General features: G+C 61.7%; 21 protein-coding genes. 4 read left to right on the top strand and 17 right to left on the bottom strand.

Annotated elements, in window-relative coordinates; all coding sequences use genetic code 11:
• Window positions 1-76 precede the first annotated feature (76 nt).
• The 3 genes from ACP2YO_RS41565 (at window position 77) to ACP2YO_RS41555 (ending at window position 4,237) form a co-directional block, all read left to right on the top strand.
• Window positions 77-2,944, top strand: coding sequence for an ATP-binding protein (locus ACP2YO_RS41565; RefSeq protein ID WP_426436979.1), 2,868 nt, complete (start codon window positions 77-79; stop codon window positions 2,942-2,944).
• Between the two features lie 130 nt (window positions 2,945-3,074).
• On the top strand, window positions 3,075-3,281 hold the full coding sequence (locus ACP2YO_RS41560; protein WP_426436978.1) for a thiamine pyrophosphate-binding protein: 207 nt from the start codon (window positions 3,075-3,077) through the stop codon (window positions 3,279-3,281).
• 539 nt (window positions 3,282-3,820) lie between these two features.
• Window positions 3,821-4,237 (top strand): hypothetical protein, encoded by a 417-nt coding sequence (locus ACP2YO_RS41555; RefSeq protein ID WP_426436977.1) that lies wholly within the window; start codon window positions 3,821-3,823, stop codon window positions 4,235-4,237.
• Between the two features lie 322 nt (window positions 4,238-4,559).
• On the opposite strand, the gene ACP2YO_RS41550 is transcribed toward ACP2YO_RS41555, so the two are convergent.
• From ACP2YO_RS41550 to ACP2YO_RS41535, 4 genes are all read right to left on the bottom strand, one after another.
• Window positions 4,560-4,952 carry a hypothetical protein gene (locus tag ACP2YO_RS41550; RefSeq protein WP_426436976.1) on the bottom strand — a complete coding sequence of 131 codons (393 nt, stop codon included), beginning with the start codon at window positions 4,950-4,952 and terminating at the stop codon, window positions 4,560-4,562.
• Window positions 4,953-4,990: 38 nt separating this feature from the next.
• A complete protein-coding gene (locus ACP2YO_RS41545; RefSeq protein WP_426436975.1) occupies window positions 4,991-5,854 on the bottom strand; it encodes an integrase arm-type DNA-binding domain-containing protein in 864 nt (287 codons plus the stop codon).
• Between the two features lie 292 nt (window positions 5,855-6,146).
• A complete protein-coding gene (locus tag ACP2YO_RS41540; RefSeq protein ID WP_426436974.1) occupies window positions 6,147-7,004 on the bottom strand; it encodes a hypothetical protein in 858 nt (285 codons plus the stop codon).
• Window positions 7,005-7,075: 71 nt separating this feature from the next.
• Window positions 7,076-7,465 (bottom strand): hypothetical protein, encoded by a 390-nt coding sequence (locus tag ACP2YO_RS41535; protein WP_426436973.1) that lies wholly within the window; start codon window positions 7,463-7,465, stop codon window positions 7,076-7,078.
• 512 nt (window positions 7,466-7,977) lie between these two features.
• Between ACP2YO_RS41535 and ACP2YO_RS41530 the strand changes: the two genes are divergently transcribed.
• Window positions 7,978-8,298 (top strand): hypothetical protein, encoded by a 321-nt coding sequence (locus ACP2YO_RS41530; protein WP_426436972.1) that lies wholly within the window; start codon window positions 7,978-7,980, stop codon window positions 8,296-8,298.
• A gap of 244 nt (window positions 8,299-8,542) precedes the next feature.
• On the opposite strand, the gene ACP2YO_RS41525 is transcribed toward ACP2YO_RS41530, so the two are convergent.
• The 13 genes from ACP2YO_RS41525 to ACP2YO_RS41465 all read right to left on the bottom strand — a co-directional run bounded on the left by ACP2YO_RS41525 (window position 8,543) and on the right by ACP2YO_RS41465 (window position 17,414).
• Window positions 8,543-9,076: a hypothetical protein gene (locus ACP2YO_RS41525; protein ID WP_426436971.1), complete on the bottom strand. Its 534-nt coding sequence runs from the start codon at window positions 9,074-9,076 to the stop codon at window positions 8,543-8,545.
• Between the two features lie 45 nt (window positions 9,077-9,121).
• On the bottom strand, window positions 9,122-9,310 hold the full coding sequence (locus ACP2YO_RS41520; RefSeq protein ID WP_426436970.1) for a hypothetical protein: 189 nt from the start codon (window positions 9,308-9,310) through the stop codon (window positions 9,122-9,124).
• Window positions 9,307-9,549, bottom strand: a complete 243-nt coding sequence (locus tag ACP2YO_RS41515) for a hypothetical protein (RefSeq protein WP_426436969.1) — start codon at window positions 9,547-9,549, stop codon at window positions 9,307-9,309. The genes ACP2YO_RS41520 and ACP2YO_RS41515 overlap by 4 nt, the downstream gene beginning before the upstream one ends.
• A 45-nt stretch (window positions 9,550-9,594) precedes the next feature.
• On the bottom strand, window positions 9,595-10,596 hold the full coding sequence (locus ACP2YO_RS41510) for a hypothetical protein (protein ID WP_426436968.1): 1,002 nt from the start codon (window positions 10,594-10,596) through the stop codon (window positions 9,595-9,597).
• A 9-nt stretch (window positions 10,597-10,605) separates the two neighbouring features.
• A complete protein-coding gene (locus ACP2YO_RS41505) occupies window positions 10,606-11,739 on the bottom strand; it encodes a hypothetical protein (RefSeq protein ID WP_426436967.1) in 1,134 nt (377 codons plus the stop codon).
• On the bottom strand, window positions 11,739-11,939 hold the full coding sequence (locus ACP2YO_RS41500; protein WP_426436966.1) for a hypothetical protein: 201 nt from the start codon (window positions 11,937-11,939) through the stop codon (window positions 11,739-11,741). Before ACP2YO_RS41500 ends, ACP2YO_RS41505 begins: the two co-directional genes overlap by 1 nt.
• Window positions 11,939-12,199, bottom strand: coding sequence for a helix-turn-helix domain-containing protein (locus ACP2YO_RS41495; protein ID WP_426436965.1), 261 nt, complete (start codon window positions 12,197-12,199; stop codon window positions 11,939-11,941). Before ACP2YO_RS41495 ends, ACP2YO_RS41500 begins: the two co-directional genes overlap by 1 nt.
• 123 nt (window positions 12,200-12,322) lie before the next feature.
• Window positions 12,323-12,568, bottom strand: a complete 246-nt coding sequence (locus ACP2YO_RS41490) for a hypothetical protein (protein WP_426436964.1) — start codon at window positions 12,566-12,568, stop codon at window positions 12,323-12,325.
• A complete protein-coding gene (locus tag ACP2YO_RS41485) occupies window positions 12,549-13,379 on the bottom strand; it encodes a hypothetical protein (RefSeq protein ID WP_426436963.1) in 831 nt (276 codons plus the stop codon). The genes ACP2YO_RS41490 and ACP2YO_RS41485 overlap by 20 nt, the downstream gene beginning before the upstream one ends.
• Entirely contained in the window at window positions 13,369-13,941 is a 573-nt protein-coding gene (locus ACP2YO_RS41480) for a hypothetical protein (RefSeq protein WP_426436962.1), read from the bottom strand. Before ACP2YO_RS41480 ends, ACP2YO_RS41485 begins: the two co-directional genes overlap by 11 nt.
• 905 nt (window positions 13,942-14,846) lie before the next feature.
• Complete coding sequence (locus tag ACP2YO_RS41475; protein ID WP_426436961.1) at window positions 14,847-15,587, bottom strand: hypothetical protein; 741 nt, start codon at window positions 15,585-15,587, stop codon at window positions 14,847-14,849.
• 124 nt (window positions 15,588-15,711) lie between these two features.
• Window positions 15,712-16,485: a hypothetical protein gene (locus tag ACP2YO_RS41470; protein ID WP_426436960.1), complete on the bottom strand. Its 774-nt coding sequence runs from the start codon at window positions 16,483-16,485 to the stop codon at window positions 15,712-15,714.
• The gene (locus ACP2YO_RS41465; RefSeq protein ID WP_426436959.1) at window positions 16,440-17,414 is read right to left on the bottom strand and encodes a MurR/RpiR family transcriptional regulator; all 975 of its coding nucleotides are present in this window, start codon (window positions 17,412-17,414) and stop codon (window positions 16,440-16,442) included. Before ACP2YO_RS41465 ends, ACP2YO_RS41470 begins: the two co-directional genes overlap by 46 nt.
• Window positions 17,415-17,513: the final 99 nt, after the last annotated feature.

Below are 17,513 nucleotides of genomic sequence, written 5' to 3'. Positions count from 1 at the left end.
ATCAAGAACGCACGCTTGGGTTTCGCGCGGATCATTGAACATCCAGGAGAAACACCCCAAGCCCGTGCCAAGAGCCATGGCTGACAATCAGCTTCGTGGAAATCTGCTGTTTGGCCCCTTTGAGCTTTCGAGGAGGGAGAGGGGGCTTCGGCGCAACGGCGTGGTGCTGCCCCTCGGCAGCAGGGCCCTCGACATCCTGATCTACCTTGTCGAGCGTCCGGGTGAGGTGATCGCAAAGCAGGAGTTGATCGATCACGTCTGGCCGGATGTGACCGTCGAGGAGGGGAGCATCCGGGTCCACGTGGCCGCGATCCGCAAGGCGCTTGGTGACGGCCAGTTCGGCAACCGCTACATCGCAAACATCAAGGGACGGGGCTACTCGTTCGTCGGCACGGTGGTTCCGCTTGGAGGCGCCACGGAAAGCGGGAACGCCAGGTCCTGGCACCAAGGCAGGCTTCCGGTGCGACCGATCATGATGATCGGACGCGAGACGGTCGTCACGGAGGTCAGCGACAAGCTTCGAAATGACCGGTTCGTAACGTTGCTCGGCCCCGGTGGCATCGGCAAGACGACCATTGCCTTGGCCGTCGGCCGCACCGTCGCCGAGAGGTTTGGCAGCGAGATCTATTTTGTCGATCTGGAAAGCCTCACCGATCCGCGCCATGTTGCTGTGGCGGTCGCGACTTCCCTGGGACTTGCACTCAAATCGAAAGATCCAAGCCTGGAGCTGGTCGACCTCATTCGGTCGCGAAAACTTCTCGTCATACTCGATAGCTGTGAGCATGTGATCGAGGCGGTCGCCTCGCTTGCCGAACAACTCTACCAACAAACGGAAGAGATCCATGTTCTGACCACGAGCCGAGAATTACTGAAGGTCGAAGGTGAGCATTGCTGCCGGGTTCTCCCACTTGATTTTCCGTCAGACGGCTCAGAGCAAACGGCAAATGCGGTGCTGCGATATCCGGCAGTGCAGCTGTTCGTACGGCGGGTGGCCGCGACAGCAGGTAGCGTCGTTCTCACCGACAAGGAAGCGCCATTCGTCGCGGAGCTGTGCCGAAAGCTGGATGGGATTCCGTTGGCAATCGAGTTGGCAGCGGGGCGGGTCGCCGCCCTTGGCCTCAAGAGCACGGTTGATCTCCTAGTGTCCCGGCTGGAATTGCTGAAACTAAGCCATCGGACGGCAGTTGCCAGACATCGGACGCTCAAGGCGACGTTGGATTGGAGCTACGATCTGCTGTCCCACGCAGAGAGGATTGTCTTTCGACGCATAGCTCCTTTCGTCGGCCATTTCACCCTGGACGGCGCGCGGTCTGTCGCGAGTGGACCCGGCGTTGGCGCCGACGAAATTTTCGACGCGGTCGCCGGCCTGGTTGAGAAGTCACTGATAGTAACCCGAATCGATGCCGCGCAGGCACAATATCGGTTGCCGAACACGACCCGAGCCTACGTACTGGCAAAACTGGAGGAGCATGCTGAAGTCGACATGGTCTTTGGCCGGCATGCAGAATACCTCGCCGGGCACCTCGAAACGCTGAGGGCGGCTCTATCGGCTCTGCCGGGCGCTGAAAGAGTTGCGGCTTATTCCGACCAATTGAGCAACGTCCGTGCGGCGCTCGAATGGAGCTTTGGGCCGCACGGCGATGCCGAGACGGCAACGCGACTGGCCGCCGCTTCCACGCAGGTGTTTCTCGAGCTGTCGCTGCTGATCGAATGCCAGGCATGGGCAGAACGCGCGATGGCAAGCCTGGAACATCCGCATCGGCACTCCCGCCGCGCAATGCAAATCTCTGCATCGATACCGCTGGCCTTGATGCACACGGAAGGTAACGATCAACACGTCCGGACCGCTTTCGCGAACGCGCTGGAGATTGCGATCGAACGGGGAGATCTCGCCTACGAGCTTCGGATCCTAAGCGGACTTTTCATGTATTCGCACTGGATCATGGACATTCGAGGTGCGACCGACATCGCCGTCCGGAGCAAGAAACTGGCGTTGAGGACGGGGTATCACGACGACTTGGCGCTGGCGGAGGCAATGTTGGCGGCCTCCGAACATCTGTTGGGAAATCACCTCGCAGCCCAATTGCATTGCGAATCGGGTCTCCGGCACCTGGCGTCGGGACCACGCTCTCGAACGGAACCATATCTTTTTCACTATACGAGCTTCCTGCTTGTCGGCATGGCACGTTCTCTCCTGTACAGGGGCTTGCTCGACCAATCGCTGGACTATGCAAGGCGCGCCAGAGAGGAAGGCAAGAGGTCAGGCAACCCTGCCACGTTTTGCCGATCCCTGGCTTTGGTCCTTCCTGTGTTTCTAACCATGGCGGACCTGAGGCAATCGAACCAGTACATCGGTGAACTGAGCGAGCTCTCCGTCACGCATTCCCTGATGCCGTATCGCGCCATAGCGACAGGCTTGAAGGGGCAATGGTTGCTCCTTCAAGACAATCGCATTGAAGCGATCCAATTGCTGAAGCGAGCCCTGGAAGAGCTTCACATCCAGCGCCACGAGATGCTGAATATGGATTTTACCTGCGATCTGGCCGTGGCCCTCGCGGACATCGGTGAGCATGAGCAAGCGCTGACCCTCACGGTGAATGCAATCGAGCAACAGCAGCGCGCCGGCAAATTGTTGCACATGCCCGCCCTGTTCAGGATGAAAGGGCTCATTCTGGCGTCGCGATCCGCGGAGGATCAGTTCGACGCCGAAGAAAGCCTGCTATCGGCAATCGACTGGGCCAAACGCCAGTCCGCCACCCTGTTCGAATTGACGGCCGCGACGGACCTCGCCGGGCTGTTGCTGAATCAGGATCGCTTGCCGGAAGCTTACGAATATCTCAGCGCGAGTCTTGATCGAATGCCGGCCGGAATTTCATTTCCTGCTCGGACCCGCGCCGTGCAGATGCTCGGCCAGATCCAATCCGGAACCGAGGACGTCGGCTGAAAGCTGCGCCATCCGCAGCCGCGCGCCGTCTGCGCAGGCGGGTTCAAGTCCTCGCATTCCGATCCAATCCCCGACAGCGCAGTTGGGTGCAGCACGCTGTGGCAGGAACGGTCACAGCATGGGTTATGTCATGGGCAAGCTGGTCGCGGATATCATTGTCGAAACCCTGCAAAGTGCAGGCGTCAAGCATTGTTATGGCGTCGTCGGCGACACCCTCAATCTGATCGCCCGCTCGCTCGAGAAAAGCGAGATCGAGTGGATCTCGATGAGACACGAAGAGGCGGGGGCGTTCGCCGCGCAGGCGGAGGCGCAGCTCGCCAAAATTCCTTCGATTTAGCCGCGACGTCTTCAAAGTGGCCAGATTAGGTCGCCACAATTGCGCGCATTCTAATCGCTGGAGCCGCACGCAGATAGGGTGCCGACCGTTTCGACACGCCCTTTGCTCAGGTCTCAAAGTTGATTTGCTGGATATTGCAGATCAACCTTGCTTCGCGAACGAATTCCTTCGGGGGCGAGGAGCGAAATTGAAAACTGGCTTCGGCCTGGTCGGCTCAGAACCCCCTTTGCCGCATTCGCCGATGTCTCGTATGGGTCACAAGCTTTGGCGTGCGGTCTTGGAGTAGACATCACCGAACAGACCAGGGGAACGCCGAGCGCGGCCATCGTGATATAAAGACTCGCACTGAATACGAAGACGGGAATGCTGTTGCGTATCCGGTGGCACTAGCACTTGCGAGTATGCCCTATGACGCGGAAACCGATGCTGGCCTTGGCAATGATTATAATAATCGGGCTCGGGGTTCGGGTCGAAGCCCGGACGCCGTGCCAAGAATATCTGCGACTACGCAACGGGCCACAGAAGCTTGGAAACGGGCGATGAGAGCACCGCCATCGGAGCGTTGCGGAGCACTATATCGTGCCTCCCCAGCCGCGGAGGCGACATTCAACTACGCAGACAAAAATCGCAAGCCATGCAACATTTCAGTCCAATTGTTGAACCAAGTAGAAGGGTACCATCGCGAGGCGGTGCAGGCTCGCAACAATGCTTGTGCGAGTTTCCGGCCGCTGTTCAAGAACGACATGCGCATTCAAGGCCTCAAGCTGATGACCATGCTCGCTATGGTCGTCTACAATCTACCGGAGCGGGATAAGGTTTCGCCTGCGATCGGTGATCTTGCCGCCCGTCATATGGAGTATGGCGTCAAGTTCGCCGACTACGACGCGGTGAGGGAATGCGCTGCTCTGGACCCTCGAACAGGTGCTTGGAGAAGATCTAACGCCCGCCGTCCGTGAGGCGTGGACGGTCTGCTATGATGAACTGGCCCGTGAAATGACGGCGGTGAGGGCGTGGACAAAGCTGGGCTGGAAGAGGTCAGACGCTGACGTATATGATCCAGCTTTAGGTCCGTACATGTTCGAACTATCCGGGCAGCTCGAGCCTCAACCTGAATTCCGCCAACCCGAGAATCCAAATCGGTCTGTCGCGGAGGTCACGAAGCTGTAATGGATGCCCTTCCTGAGGGATGGGTGACAGTTCATTCCGGAGACATGGGTTACACAATTGGGCCTTTTGCCTTCGGAGGGCAACGCTTAACGATAGGCCACAGCTTGCAGTCTATGCAGCCATCGACGCCGTCTGGCGTGGTTCAGCCTGATAGGCAGTCTCCTCGGCTCTCGCATTTGCGAGCCACCGGACTAACGAAGGATCTCGCTTTACGTCGAGGCTATGAATAATTAGCTCAGATATTCTCTGCTGTTGTTGGCGTAAGTGATCTCTTACTAGACGGTCACGCGTGATGTACCCTGCGTTCACGCCCGGTAGCGAATGGTTCATGAGCAGATGAATATCGAGCTCTGAAACACCTGCCGTTTGCGCGAGCGTGCGATAGCTCTGCCGCAGATCGTTACCCCATTTGGAAAGGACGTCGCGTTCTTCCTTGTGCTCCGCGAGATGCCCAACTTCGCTGTCGGCTGGAAACAACCACGAGTTCATTTGCTCGGGATACATGATCCGCCCCCATCTGATTGCGCGGGTGATGCAGCGGATCATCGGCCGCGATAGCGGGATGTCGAATGCTTTCTCCTCTCCACCTTTCGGCTCGGGATATGGATTAGCCTCTGTCTAATATCGACGTGCTCCAAACGTATCTTCTTCAGCGCAGTCGGCCGTGACCCGCTGAGAAGGGTGAACAGGTGAAATTCCCGCCTTAGCGGGTTATCCAACACGTAGAGTTCCTTCAACCAGTTACCGACATCGTTTAGTCCCATCCCGGTGTTTCGTCGATGCTCCTTGTTCCAGTCGATGGCGCAGACTGGGTTCGTAGCGGGAAGATCAGTATTGGTCTTCCGGGCGTGGTTGTAGACTGCCCGTAGGCTGCGCATGGCGCCATTGGCAATATAGGGGCCGCTGTCCTTCGTGATCTTGTCGTGCCGTTCAACAACTAGATTTGGCTGTCGGCCGAGTCGAGCGAGCGGGTTGTCGAGCCAATCCTTGAACAGCCGCTCCATATGATCTCGGTAGTTTGCAATGGTCCCTGAACTGCGACCCTTCCGTTCCATGTGCGCGTCCCGGTAGCGCTCCCAGGCCTGCCGAAGCGTTATTGAGCCGAGCTTGATCTTGAGAGCCTCACCGGGACGTTGGCCTTTGGCGATCGACCCGAGCACGTCCTTTGCTTTGCCTCGCGCTTGGCGCGTGGTCGTCTTACCAAAGTCGCCGAGTTTCACTTGGGCAGCGAATTCACGAACCCCGTCGCGCCAAAATTCACCTTGAGCCATGAAAGACTTCCGGCGCTTGCCAACCAAGACGAAGAAGCCCGGTAGTTCGCTGTCACGGACCTTGTATTGCCCCTCTTCGGCCAGCGTTAGACGCTCAATGCCTTTGTCGGTCAGAACCTGGCGCTGATCAGTCATACACGCTCCCACCATGTCTTAGTCTGGGTTTAGTCTGGGAAAGTTCTCGATGAGAGTTATCGAGGTGGGACCACGCTACAGTTCGCCACCGTACGAAATCCTACGATTAATCAGTAGCTTATTTGGAGGGCGGGAGTATGGCAACGTGTCGTCGCGTACCGTCGAAAAGGCCCGAACACATACTACGAATCTGAGGGTCGGAGGTTCAAAGCGTTCCCGTAAAAGGTTCTGCAGATCATGGAAACCGGAGAGTAGGAGATCGTTATTGATGCGCGCCAAGCTCGGTTCGGCGCTACATGGAATTGGCGAAGCTTTCGTCGACGTCGTCGGGATCGGAGATGAAGGTGCAGTCGTCGTCATCGTCGTCATTGAACTCGACCCTTTGCGGCTTGGGGAGGTTGGCGCGCGCCAGATCGAAGCGCCATTCGCGCGGAAGGTCGCGATACGGGGTCCACTGCGGATTGCCGTAGCGGCGCCAGAAGTTGGTCAGCGGCATGAACCGCCATTCGCCCTCGAAATAGACGGCGTTGCCGTCCTTGTGCACCGCGCGCGCGGGCAGGATTTCCCATTCTGTCACGCGGACCGACCACGGCAGTTCACCGACTTTGGCGACGACGTTGCGACCGTAAAGTTTGTCGCGAGCATTCAGCAGCCAGCATGCCTCGCGCGCGGACTGCGGGTCCTGCAGGCATTTGGTAATCTCGTCGTCGCGGTGCTGCCCCAACGATTGTTGGATAGGTCCCAGGCGAATGCCGAGCAGCCAGAGAACTAGCCGGTCCGCCTCCGCTACGAGCATCTGGTTGCAATCTTCGAGCAGGAGGGGCAGGTCTTCGACCGAGACTTCGACGGACGGCACGCCCAGAGCGGCATAGATCGCCATCGCGCCCTCCGCAACGCTACGGTACGGAAAAACGACAAGCTTGATCGCATAGGGATTTTCCGGATCGCAGATCCAGCGGCGCAGCCAGAGCGGGGAGGCAAGTTGCGATTTGAGGTGCGCCTTCATGTCCTCCGCATCCACTCCGACCGCCAAATAGTAGACCCCGCTGTCCTCGCCCTCGCGCGGCGCCTCATGTCCGTACAGGGGGGCCTGGAGGTTCTCGCTGAAGAAGTTTACGTCGCGCAGGAAGGGCGTCGGTTTGCGGGTCATCGTCTTGTCTCTCTCGGCGAGGCTCGTTCGGCTTTGAGTGCATCGCGCCTTTGGCGCGGTGCTGCGGATCGCTATCTCCAGTGGGCTCCCTGCTGCCCGTTGGGATCCTCGGTCACGGCGAAGTACGCGGCAAGGGGCCCGCGCGTCTGTTCAAGGAGACGGCGGGCTTCATTGGACTCGAGCACCCTGATGCCCTGGCCGGGCAGGTAGCCACCGTCACGGTACGCCTTCCAGCAACCGCAGGCCCCGCTCTGTCCGGCGAGGAAGAAGGTTCCGCGCCGGGTCCGATACATCGCCGTGTACTCGGCGTGGAAATCGAACGCGAGGTGACCGCCCTTGTCGCAGACGACGTGGACGAATTTCGCCGTCTCGGTGTCGTAGACGCGCCTGGCGAAGACCCTGCGAATGAAGAGTTCGCGCGGGTCGCTGTTCGGCGAGGACATCGAGGTGGGCTTCGTCATGCTGGTCTCCTGGGTGCGTCGGTCGGTTTGCTTTGGTATCGGTTAGGGCGCCGTCATCAACTTCGGCCGGGCGCGAACTCGCTGACGATCAGTTCGCCATCTTGCATAAGAGCACTGTGTCATGGAGTCTCAAGTTTGTCAATCATGCGAAATAGGACTTTCGCATACCGGTTCGGCATCTCGAAGCGGACGATCGTTAACGTGACTTAATCATGTTTTGCGGAAGGCTTGCCCGCTCGGCTCGCGCCGACTATCTTGGTCGTGTCCGCCGTTCCAGAAAGCGGTTGCGCGTCCCGGGAGAGGGGCGCCGGACTGATGCTGCCAGGCTATTCTGTAGCGAAACGGCGGAGTGGCCTCTCCAGAGTAAGGCCGCTCCAAGCCCATAAGGCGCCCTGAAACCTTGTGACCCACGAGCCGTCGATGGACGCGCAGCGGTGCTGCGCTGCGATTCCATCGGCGTGCTTGATCATTCTCCAGGAAGATCAACCCTTATGAGTAGGCGCGCCAACCCCATGGACGCCATCCTTCAGTTTTTGCGAGAGGACGGGGAGCTCGATGCAATCGAGGAATTCCGCTCGGCTTTTCATACGGATCTGAAAACGGCGGAAGACGCCATCCATTCGATCCAGGATGCCTACCCGCCTGTCTACGTGTCGGACGAATATCTCCTCATCAGCCGCGTCGAAGTGGGAGCTCCCTACGAGGTGACACGCTTCATGAGCAAGCTGGAGGCGAGAGACCACGCCGAGGACCTTCTTGCTTCCCGGGTAGAGGTGGTCGTCCCCGTTACCATGGCGCGCTCGATGCGCGAGTTCATGTTGGATTATCAGTAGCGACTGCATTTCTCCTCAATATCCGCCGAGCGCCGACACTTTACGGCGCTCGGCCGAGTCACCGATATGGCCGGTGCCGCGTGGCGCAGAACGCAGAAGTCCAGCATTTGGTATGGGCGCAGGAATCCACGCGATTCGCCGCCGATGCTGTACACCAACTTAGTACGGCCCTCCTTCACCATCGATGGTTCTGCGGCGCAGCGCCGGTCGGCGGCTACCGACGATCGATGCCGATCCGGCCGGGCTAACTCGGTCGTGCGCCAGGCGGCGAGGGTGACGTCGTGAGGACGAGTCGGTCGTGCAGCCACTGCACGGTCCGGTCCGTGACGCTTGAATCGGCATCCTCGAAAGCCGTCATGGCCTCGACCGGGAAAAAGACCCACTCGCCGTCGCATTCGGCGGCAATCGTATAACGGGTGCGAGCGATGAGCATTTCGGTCGAGGCGAGCGTTCCCGACTTCAACCTCTTCGGCATGTCGCGGAACAGCTTCTCCATCGTAGCATCGAACAGGGGTGCCATGATCAGTTCGAAATGCGGGTGACCGAGGGGGACCCCGCACCCGATGTCATCGAGTCTGATATCGCTCTGCACAACGTCTTGCATTGTCGCCCGCACGTACCTGACGTCGGGGTGTGCCGTGGGCCCGCAGCATGCGTCGCGATCTTCGGCCGTGGCGAACACCTCGAATCGGTAGTAGTCGCTGGCCAGCGCAAGCGTAAGGTCGGAGGCGGACGCGCGAAACTGAGGCTGGGCGAAAAAGAACTGCGGGTTCGGCATGGGGGCTCCGTTCGTGTCGTTCATGATGGGTATTGGGCGCTAGGCTCACAGCGCCGCGAGCGCATCTTCGTCTTCCTGAGCGAGGGGCGTGCAGCCGAGATCCTCCAGACGTCTGACGACGTCGCGCGCCGCCGCGACCGAGCACCGGTGCCCCTGAATCAGAGAGGGGGCCTGAAAGCGGGAAAACTGCTCGAGCACGCGGAACAGATCGCTGTCCGTCGGCGCCGTCCTCATGCCGACGGTCTCATCGGCCACCAGAACGTGCTTTCGAAGGATCGCACTTCATGCAGACGATCGGACACGTAGTCATCATCGGTATGAACGCGATAGGCGATCGGCGCCTCGATGGGATCGACCTCACGGACGATGATGGGGACGTTCTCCGAGAGACGAACGCCCAGCTCTCTGCGGCCGCGGTACAACCTATAGGACTGGTAGTAAGGCATGCGCAGATTGATGCGGTGCTCTGTCACTTGAAGATCTCCTGTATTTCCTGCTGGCATGGCTGCGCCACGCTGCTAAACGAACCGGTCCGTGCCGCTCGTATCCGGGCTCGGATCCTTGTCGAGATCGGGCTCGAAATAACGCCGGCGGACGCGGGCGATTTCGAGGGCGTCCGGGACCGGCACCGGATAGCGGCCGTTGCGGCCGTCCGCGCGCGCGTAGTGCTCCGTCGCCGTGGTATCGGAGGCATGCCCGAGCAACGCGGCCACCATGGCAAGCCCGCGCAATTTTTCCTCCTCGGTGGTCGCGGTCGCGACGTACGCCGCCTTGAACCGCGCCGCCGCCGCGTGGCGCACCGAGGACAAGGTCGGGTGCTCGGCCTCGGTGCGGCGCGGAAACAGCGCCTTCGTTACCCTGCGCATCAGGGACTCGAGCGTATCCTGCAGCGTATCGAAGCGCCCCTCCGCCGCGGCGGTCTTGGCGATGCCGATCCAGAAGATCATCTGCGAGACGAAACGATCCGGCAGTTCGGTCCACCGCAGGGTGCGGGTCTCGCCATGCGCCCGGCCGTTGCTGTTCTTGCCGTTCACAAGCGTCAGCTCCCATGCGTAGCCTTCCGTCGTGCTCGGCCCGAACATGGCGGTCGGCCATTCGACGAAGCGGGCGCCGGTCAGTTCGCCGCAGTCGAGGCAGGCGACCAGCTTGTCGGCGTTCTCGCTCATGGTGGAGAGCGCGCGATGGCGAATCCGCAAAAGGTCGTCGGCGACGTCGTTCTTCTGCTTCCACTGCGACGTGCGCTTGCCGGTGGTGCCGCCCTCGGCGCGCCAGTCGCGGAGCAGGACGATGGCGGCGTTCAGTGCGGCGGCGTGTTCGGGCTGGCGCTGAGCTGCCTGAGTCATGGCGTGAATGAGCGCCGACCGATACTGGCGCACGCTAGAAGGGCTCAGGTCCCTGAGCATCACGACGCCGACGAGCTCCACAGGGCCAAGCTTGCGGCCCGCCGCCTTCTCTTCGGCCTCGGCGATCCGCCTTGCGCGGTCGAGGTAGTCTGTTTCGGTCCTCGCCTTGCGGGTCATGTCGATCTCCTAGGCCTTCATCCACGGCGGCTGCAGCGGATCGTGACGGCGGCAGTGGCGGGCGATTTCGCGAACGAACTGCTCTGCGGCGAGCTTCGCGTCGCGGAGGTAGAGGGGGGAGTAGGGCGAGTAGATGATCGTTGTCTGATTGGACTGGGGGGGCTGAATGTGGCCGAGCCAGAGCGCGATCTGATCGTCGGCGACGCCCTGCGCACGCATGTGGCGGCCGAGGGCGTGCCTGAGGGAGTAGGTGTTGCCGCCGGGTGCGAGCTTGGCGCGGCGACAGGCGGCGTCGAAAGCGGTATCGATCTCGCCGACCGGCTGCCCGCGCCACTGCACGAGATGGCCGGGCGGGAGGCCGATCGTCCACGGCAGAAGCGTCTCGGAAATGACGAGCGTCGGCCTCCATTTGCTGGTCTGGACGCGACCGGCGGGATTGAGATCGACGAGACCACGGCGGTGATCGATCTGCTCCGCGATCGCGTCGAGCAGGGCGCCGATGCGGCAGCCGAGATTCGCGAGCCAGACGAGGCAGATCAAAAAATGTATGAACTGGGCCTCGTCGATGAGTGCCGCGATCTCCGCGATCTCCATCAACCTGCCTTTTAGAGGCGCCGCGCGCAAAATATTCTTGGTGCAGAAGTAGGGGACGTTCGGCACATGATGCTGCGGCAGGCGGCGCTCGGCGATCGCTACCGCGCAGGCCTTGCGAAAAACCGTGAGCGTCCGGTCGACGCTCGACAGGGCGAGACCCTCAGCCATGGCGGCGTCACGGAATGCCTCGAATGTGCTGGGCACCATGTGCTGCAGCATCGAACCGCCCATGAGGCGCTCCATGCGCTCCATCGCGATGATGTTGAACTCGGCGGACGCCTGCGCCTCGGCTTTCGGACGGTTGAATTCGAGCACTTCGCTCACGGTGCGGAGCGGCTTCTGCACGAGCGCGTCCTTTGGGTCACCGGTCACGCCGCGCTCGATCAGGGACCGCACGGTAACGAGGGCCGTCTCGAGGTCGGTCGTGCCCAGGGAACGATAGAAGGACGCCTGCTTTTCCTTGTCGTAGCCGCCGACGTAGAGGTGGTCCGTCGTGCTGTGGCTGCACACGGCGTACTCGCCCATCTTGTGAATTTTGGTGTACGCCATCAGCGCACCATCTCCACGTGACCGTCGCCACGGCGTTCAGTCAAGGATTGCACAGTGGCGATCGCGGTCGCCGGATCGCTCGTGTGCAGCGACCGGCAGATCGTCTGCTTCGTCTCCACGTCGTAGATGGAGAGATAAACCCTGTCGCGGCATCGCAACACGCTGTATTCGCCGATCTGTTGGATGTTGACGTATGCCATCAGCGCATCATGTCCATCGGGCCGGCATCGCCCGCCGAGTCCTGCGCGGCGGGAGCGACCGGCGCGGAGCTTCCGTTTGCGCTAACGAAGTCGCGCACCGCCTTGACCGAGAAATACAGGACGCGGAATCCCTTGATCGCCTTGAGCCGGCCGTCCTTCTCCGCCTTGCGCACCGATCCGGCGCTGATGCCCAATGTTCCGGCGACCTCGGCGGTCGAGAGCAGTTGGTAGGGCGAGAGCTCGTCGAGGTTGATGGGCACGATGCTTGACTCCGTATGCCTAACAGCACTACTGGATATGACTAAGTTCACTGTGGCATGATTCCTATGCTTTGGTTCGGCGCTTGTCAAGTCCATGACAAATAGCACTGTGGCATGGCGCGTTTACAAGAAAATGTCGTCCAATTGAATCAAAATGCGCGAAATGCCGAGGACGTGTTCGATCTCTCCGCGCAGGCGGATGCGCCGCACGGTGGCGCCTGGAAGAAGCGCCGTGACGTAGCCTGGCGGCAGCCGCCTGTGCGCCCGGTAGTGCCGAAGCGCGTAAGCGGCCGCCTGCGAGCGCAGTTGTTCACGCTGACGGAGCAGGAAAGCCACGCGGCGGGCCAGCCTATGCGGCGGGATGGCCATCCGCCCGCTCCGCGATCCTGGCCAGCGTGTTGCCCGTTTGGCGCCACCACAAGGCCAGTTCGGAAGCGCAGGCGCGCGAGCGGAAGAGGTCGATGCCGATGCGTCGCGCCAGCGCATCCCCGTCCATCATCATGGCGTTGGCGACGTCGAGGCCGGCGTCGGCGCAGGTTTCGAGGGCCCTCCCGGCGACGCGCGGGACGGTGACGACCGGAATCTCGCCCGCCTGCAGGCGGGCCAAGCTTTCGGCCTGCTCGCTGAGGGGAGGAAAGTCGAAATTGCCGGCGCGGCCGCTCAAGACGAGCGCACGCTGCAAACCGGGAGCGATCGTCTCGATGCCCGACAGATAGGTACCGGCCTGGCTCATCGATTCCGTCGACGACGTCGTCAGCACGAGGGACAGCCCTCGCACACCGAGCCCCGCCAGCGTCGTGTCGAAGCCGGTGCTCGCGAGCACGTCCAGCCTATGCGTGCTGGATCCGCCGGCCCAGTCCACCACCACGGCGCTACCCGCTCGCTGGATATCGAGGATCTCGTCCCAGAGCGCGGTGAGGACACCGGACAGGCCACCGGTGCGGCTTGCGGCGGTCGCGAAGTCTTCGGTTTTGATATAGACCTCCCTGGTGGCCGCCCCCGTTTCCGCGGTCTGGCGACGCCCCGTCTCGATCCTGACGAGCGTCACCGGGCGTCCAGCCTCGCGAAAGAGATGGCAGAGGCGGTTGGCGACGGTCGACTTGCCGACGCTGGTCCCGTCGGCAACGACTTCCACCAGGTCGGCGGGCTGAAAGTGCACGGTTTTCTTCTTAGTCGTCATCTTGCTTGCTCCTTAACCGCTCGAGAAGTTCCGCCGAGCGGCGAGTGACCGCTGGCACCTGAGTGGTTGCCGGCGAATTCGGCGACGGCCGAATTTCTGGAAAGTGCGAGGGGGCGGGCGGCGGGGAAGCCGGACGTCCTGAAGGGGGCGCGGGAAGTCCTGCCTCACGGCGGCGGTCTGCAGGCGCGTGCAGGTCGTTGCCGGCTCTTGCAGGGACCTGCATGTCCATGCCGCACACTGCAGGGGCGTGCACGGGCGCGCCCGGGCGGGCCGCGCGCTCTCGCGCCCGGGACAGGGCGCTGCTGACCGTCCCGGCCGGCAGCGGGGTGCCGTCCTGCCGGGCGATGCCGACCTCGCGGAGCATCCGCCCGATCATGACCGCGGTGGCGCCCCGCCCGGCGAGGTAGTCGAACAGGGCGAGGTGGTGATCGAAGACCTCCTGGAAGGCGTAGCCAAAGCGGCTACGCGCCTCCCGGCCGATCAGGATGATCTCGTCTCGCCGGTCGGACGGGAGGTGATCGATGAGGGGGATGCCGGCCTTGTTCGGCGTTCCGGCGCTCATGATGAGCCTCCGGTCGGACCAACGCCGTTTCCACGAGACTTCCACAAAACCGCGAAAAAGCGTGAAAACCGGGTCTTACGAGCCGTCACCGGCCTGACCGAAAGCGAATAAAAATCAACGAGATGCGCGCATGACCCCCACGTTGACATGGTAGGGGTCACAGGTTCGATCCCTGTCGCGCCCACCATCCTTCGCTCGCGAAGCGTGCGAAGGATGCCACGCCGAAGCCCAACGGGCGCAGGCGGTCCCGCCGCCGCGAGCTACGGCTGGGCAAGCCACGCTTCTCCAATTCACGTGTCAAACAGCGATGCGAAATACGAGTCCGCATTCTCGCGACACGATTTGTCCGAGCTTTGCATTTCGTTTGCCCTCTTACTTTGTAGAGGGCGCAGGGAAAGCCGGGTGCCGATCGCACGCATGGGCCCGGTGCAACAAAAAGCACCGGGGTAGGACCACAGGTGTAACCGGGAACTCCGGCTTTCCCTGCGCGATGGGTTACGGCTTATACGTGCTCTCCCCGGTGAGACTGGGCTCTTTTGTCACCGCCATCAGCAAGAGACGTCAGTCTCCTGTGACAGGACACCTGCCACTAGGGCGTCAGGCCTGCACGACTTCGCCGTCCGCCTCATGCGCACTCGTCTGTTGCGCAATCCGCGTCCACCGCATCCCACCGCGCGTTCGTGACGTGCGCTCGCCCCTCAATCGGGTGGGATCGGTCATCTATATCACTGAGTTACACTTCTGGAAATCGGAATATTTTTCACGCGAAGGCTTGCGCCGTCGGGCAAATCAGTGATTAGCGCCTCGATACGTCGGGCCGTAACGCTTCAAGACCGTCGCGATAGCGTCTTGCTTTTCCTTCGACGCGCGGAGTGGGCAGGCGAGCGTGAGATGCCAGGGCCGTATCAGGTGGCTGCCATCGCGTCTTCGGATTTCGGTCGTTCCTTCCACGCGACCAGGAGAACAACGAAACCAATTCCGGTGACCAGAGTGCTCAAGGGCAGACCAAGCATGTCTCGACCGGCAAGGTAGTCGCCGACTGCCGTGCCCGCAGCCCTGATCGCGACCACCGTCGCCCAGTAAACTGGCAGCAGGAGAAGCCGTCCCTGTCGCCCGGCGACGAATAAGGCCGCCACAATCGGAGAGAGCAGGACCGCTGCGCCGGCGTCGTGCAGCTTCAAATTATGCGAGCAATAGTCGCCGATCACCGTGCCCAGCGTGCCTGCGAGGAACATGCAGACCCAATAGCCGAGATCGGCACATAGCACCTCGTCCGCCTTGTTTGCCCGTTGCCGCCAGCCGAATTGCCAGCTCAGCCGTACAGCAGCGGCGAGCACGACCGCCAAGGTTACCATGACCCAGAGACGCGGCAGCTTCAGATCGCCCGCCGCGAAATCCGCGAAATTCGTCGCGGCGGTGCGAACGATGATGATGGCGCACCAGTAATAAAACTGATGCCGCATACCGTCGAAACGTTCGGCCATCATCACGAGGGCGAGCGCAAGGGCGAGGAACGGCAGACCAGCGACATGGCCGAGGCCGAGATCATGGGCAAAGAAGTCGCCCATATTGGCGCCGAAGATGCTCGCGATACAAAGCGCGGTCCAATAGCGAGGTCCCAGCGCCGGGAGGTGGATCGTCTTCACGGGATCGTCCTTTCCGTCCGCCTAGAGCATTTTCGGTTCTGATTTAATCGGAACCGAAGCTCTAGATTCTTGTTTTGACGCGTTTTCTTCACGCGAACCGGTCTCCACTTCGCTCGAAAACGCTCTAGGCGCGGGTCGCCTCGCGCCTGCCGGGATGGGTACCCGCGCGCTGCGGCAGCAGCACCACGCACGCGATGATGAGCGCTGCGAGGATCGCCGATGCATAATAGCGGCTGAAGGCGAGGCCGCCATTGACGAGCGGCTTGTCAAGCAGGTCGCCCAGGGTTGCGCCCAGCGGCCGGGTCAGAATGAACGCGGCCCAGAACAACAGGGTCCGCGAGAGCGACGTGAAGAAGTAGGCTGCGGCGATCAGGGCGAGCCCGATCCCGAACACCAGCGCGCCGCCGTCATAACCGAGGCCATTGGTATCGGCCATCCAGTCGCCGAGCGCGGTGCCGAGCGTCTGGGAAAACAGGATCGCGACCCAATAGAATGTCTCGACCCGCGGCGTCGAGACCGTGTTGACCGAGATCGATCCTTCCGACCGGTACCAGACCGCGAGCGAGATCATGAGCAGCGCGAACAGCAGCGACGATCCGCCGGGATAGCCGATGCCCAGCGACCGGTCGGCGAAGTCGGCCATGGTCGTGCCGGCCGTCGTGGTGGCGACGACCACGAACCAGTAGAGGAACGGGTAGAACTTGCGGGCCATGATCTGGGCGACGACCGCGGCGGCGAAGATGCCGATGAAGATCGCGCTGCCGACCGCGTAGCCGAGGTTCATCGACATTGACACGGCATCGCCGCCGGTCTCGCCGAGTGTTGTGGCGAGGATCTTGATGATCCAGAAGATCAGCGTGACTTCCGGAACCTTGCTTGTTTCGATGTCCTGATCCATGCAGAAGTCCTTCTCTTTCGTCCAGCCTGCCCCTGAGCGGTTTTCTCGTTCCTGACCTGCGCCTCGGTCGCGCGCCTCAGACGGTTGAGGTTGTCGAGCGAGGCCAACGCCGCGTCCGGATCCGCGGCGGCGAGCGCGAGCACAAAGGCTTCGAGACCGACGAGCGTTGCGCCGTGGAGCGCGATCCGGCCGGGACGTCCGCGGGGAATTGCCACGCAGATATCCGCGAGTTGCGCGAGCGGCGTCTCGTCCGCCTCGGTAATCAAGACGCTCGGAAGGCCGAGCGCTTTCGCCTCCGCGAACACCGCCTTCACCTCGCGATAGAGACGGCCATAAGCGAGGATCAGCAGCGCATCGCCCGCACGCAGATCGAGCAGTTGATCGGCCAGCATGGAACCAGTCGCGCTGATCGTGCGGCTCTGCCGGCCACTGCGCGACAGCAGCGTCGCGACATAGGCCGCAAGCGCCGACGAGGGGCCGATTCCGAACACCGCGATGCGCGCGGCGCCGTCGAGCAACCGTACCGCGGCAGTCATCTGTGTACGGCATTTTGCCGATTGCAGAACGGCCAGACCCTCGGCATGCGCCTGCAGGATACCGTCGAGCGCCTTGCCGGTGCTCTTCTCGATATCGGCCAGCGTCAGCCGCATGTCGTCGGCCGGCGTCGAACTCGTTCCGGATTTGAGGATCGCTGCCTTGAGATGAGCAAGGCTCGGGAAACCGAGGCTCTGGACCGTCCGTATCACCGTGGCGTCGGAGGTTCCGATGCGCGCGCCGAGCGCGGCCGCGGAACTCGCCAGCACGACCTGCCGGTTCTCGTCGATGAATTTGGCGACGCGTAATCCGGTCGCGGCAAGCTGCGGCTTCGCCTGCGCCAATCTGCGGTCGAACTCGCCCGAAGATGCGCCGGCTCCCGCTTTCGCGACCATTATTCCGCCTTGTAGTAAAATAGACTTACCGCGATATGATGTAGTATGTACTACATCGACGCAAGTCGAGATGTTGGGCGAGGCATGCTCGGACGTTGG

The organism is Bradyrhizobium genosp. P (assembly GCF_049949265.1).
Lineage (GTDB): Bacteria > Pseudomonadota > Alphaproteobacteria > Rhizobiales > Xanthobacteraceae > Bradyrhizobium.
Note: the sequence above shows the minus strand (reverse complement) of the source record. Positions and strands in the feature narration are given on the sequence as shown.

Excerpts from the sequence above, each read along its gene's own strand:
- ACP2YO_RS41465 (WP_426436959.1), bottom strand. The coding sequence starts at position 17,414 with ATGGTCGCGAAAGCGGGAGCCGGCGCATCTTCGGGCGAGTTCGACCGC.
- ACP2YO_RS41470 (WP_426436960.1), bottom strand. The coding sequence starts at position 16,485 with ATGGATCAGGACATCGAAACAAGCAAGGTTCCGGAAGTCACGCTGATC.
- ACP2YO_RS41485 (WP_426436963.1), bottom strand. The coding sequence starts at position 13,379 with ATGACGACTAAGAAGAAAACCGTGCACTTTCAGCCCGCCGACCTGGTG.
- ACP2YO_RS41555 (WP_426436977.1), top strand. The coding sequence starts at position 3,821 with ATGAGAGCACCGCCATCGGAGCGTTGCGGAGCACTATATCGTGCCTCC.
- ACP2YO_RS41535 (WP_426436973.1), bottom strand. The coding sequence starts at position 7,465 with ATGACGAAGCCCACCTCGATGTCCTCGCCGAACAGCGACCCGCGCGAA.
- ACP2YO_RS41510 (WP_426436968.1), bottom strand. The coding sequence starts at position 10,596 with ATGACCCGCAAGGCGAGGACCGAAACAGACTACCTCGACCGCGCAAGG.
- ACP2YO_RS41560 (WP_426436978.1), top strand. The coding sequence starts at position 3,075 with ATGGGCAAGCTGGTCGCGGATATCATTGTCGAAACCCTGCAAAGTGCA.
- ACP2YO_RS41565 (WP_426436979.1), top strand. The coding sequence starts at position 77 with ATGGCTGACAATCAGCTTCGTGGAAATCTGCTGTTTGGCCCCTTTGAG.
- ACP2YO_RS41500 (WP_426436966.1), bottom strand. The coding sequence starts at position 11,939 with ATGGCATACGTCAACATCCAACAGATCGGCGAATACAGCGTGTTGCGA.
- ACP2YO_RS41525 (WP_426436971.1), bottom strand. The coding sequence starts at position 9,076 with ATGCCGAACCCGCAGTTCTTTTTCGCCCAGCCTCAGTTTCGCGCGTCC.
- ACP2YO_RS41520 (WP_426436970.1), bottom strand. The coding sequence starts at position 9,310 with ATGAGGACGGCGCCGACGGACAGCGATCTGTTCCGCGTGCTCGAGCAG.
- ACP2YO_RS41530 (WP_426436972.1), top strand. The coding sequence starts at position 7,978 with ATGGACGCCATCCTTCAGTTTTTGCGAGAGGACGGGGAGCTCGATGCA.
- ACP2YO_RS41550 (WP_426436976.1), bottom strand. The coding sequence starts at position 4,952 with ATGTATCCCGAGCAAATGAACTCGTGGTTGTTTCCAGCCGACAGCGAA.
- ACP2YO_RS41490 (WP_426436964.1), bottom strand. The coding sequence starts at position 12,568 with ATGGCCATCCCGCCGCATAGGCTGGCCCGCCGCGTGGCTTTCCTGCTC.
- ACP2YO_RS41545 (WP_426436975.1), bottom strand. The coding sequence starts at position 5,854 with ATGACTGATCAGCGCCAGGTTCTGACCGACAAAGGCATTGAGCGTCTA.
- ACP2YO_RS41505 (WP_426436967.1), bottom strand. The coding sequence starts at position 11,739 with ATGGCGTACACCAAAATTCACAAGATGGGCGAGTACGCCGTGTGCAGC.
- ACP2YO_RS41540 (WP_426436974.1), bottom strand. The coding sequence starts at position 7,004 with ATGACCCGCAAACCGACGCCCTTCCTGCGCGACGTAAACTTCTTCAGC.
- ACP2YO_RS41480 (WP_426436962.1), bottom strand. The coding sequence starts at position 13,941 with ATGAGCGCCGGAACGCCGAACAAGGCCGGCATCCCCCTCATCGATCAC.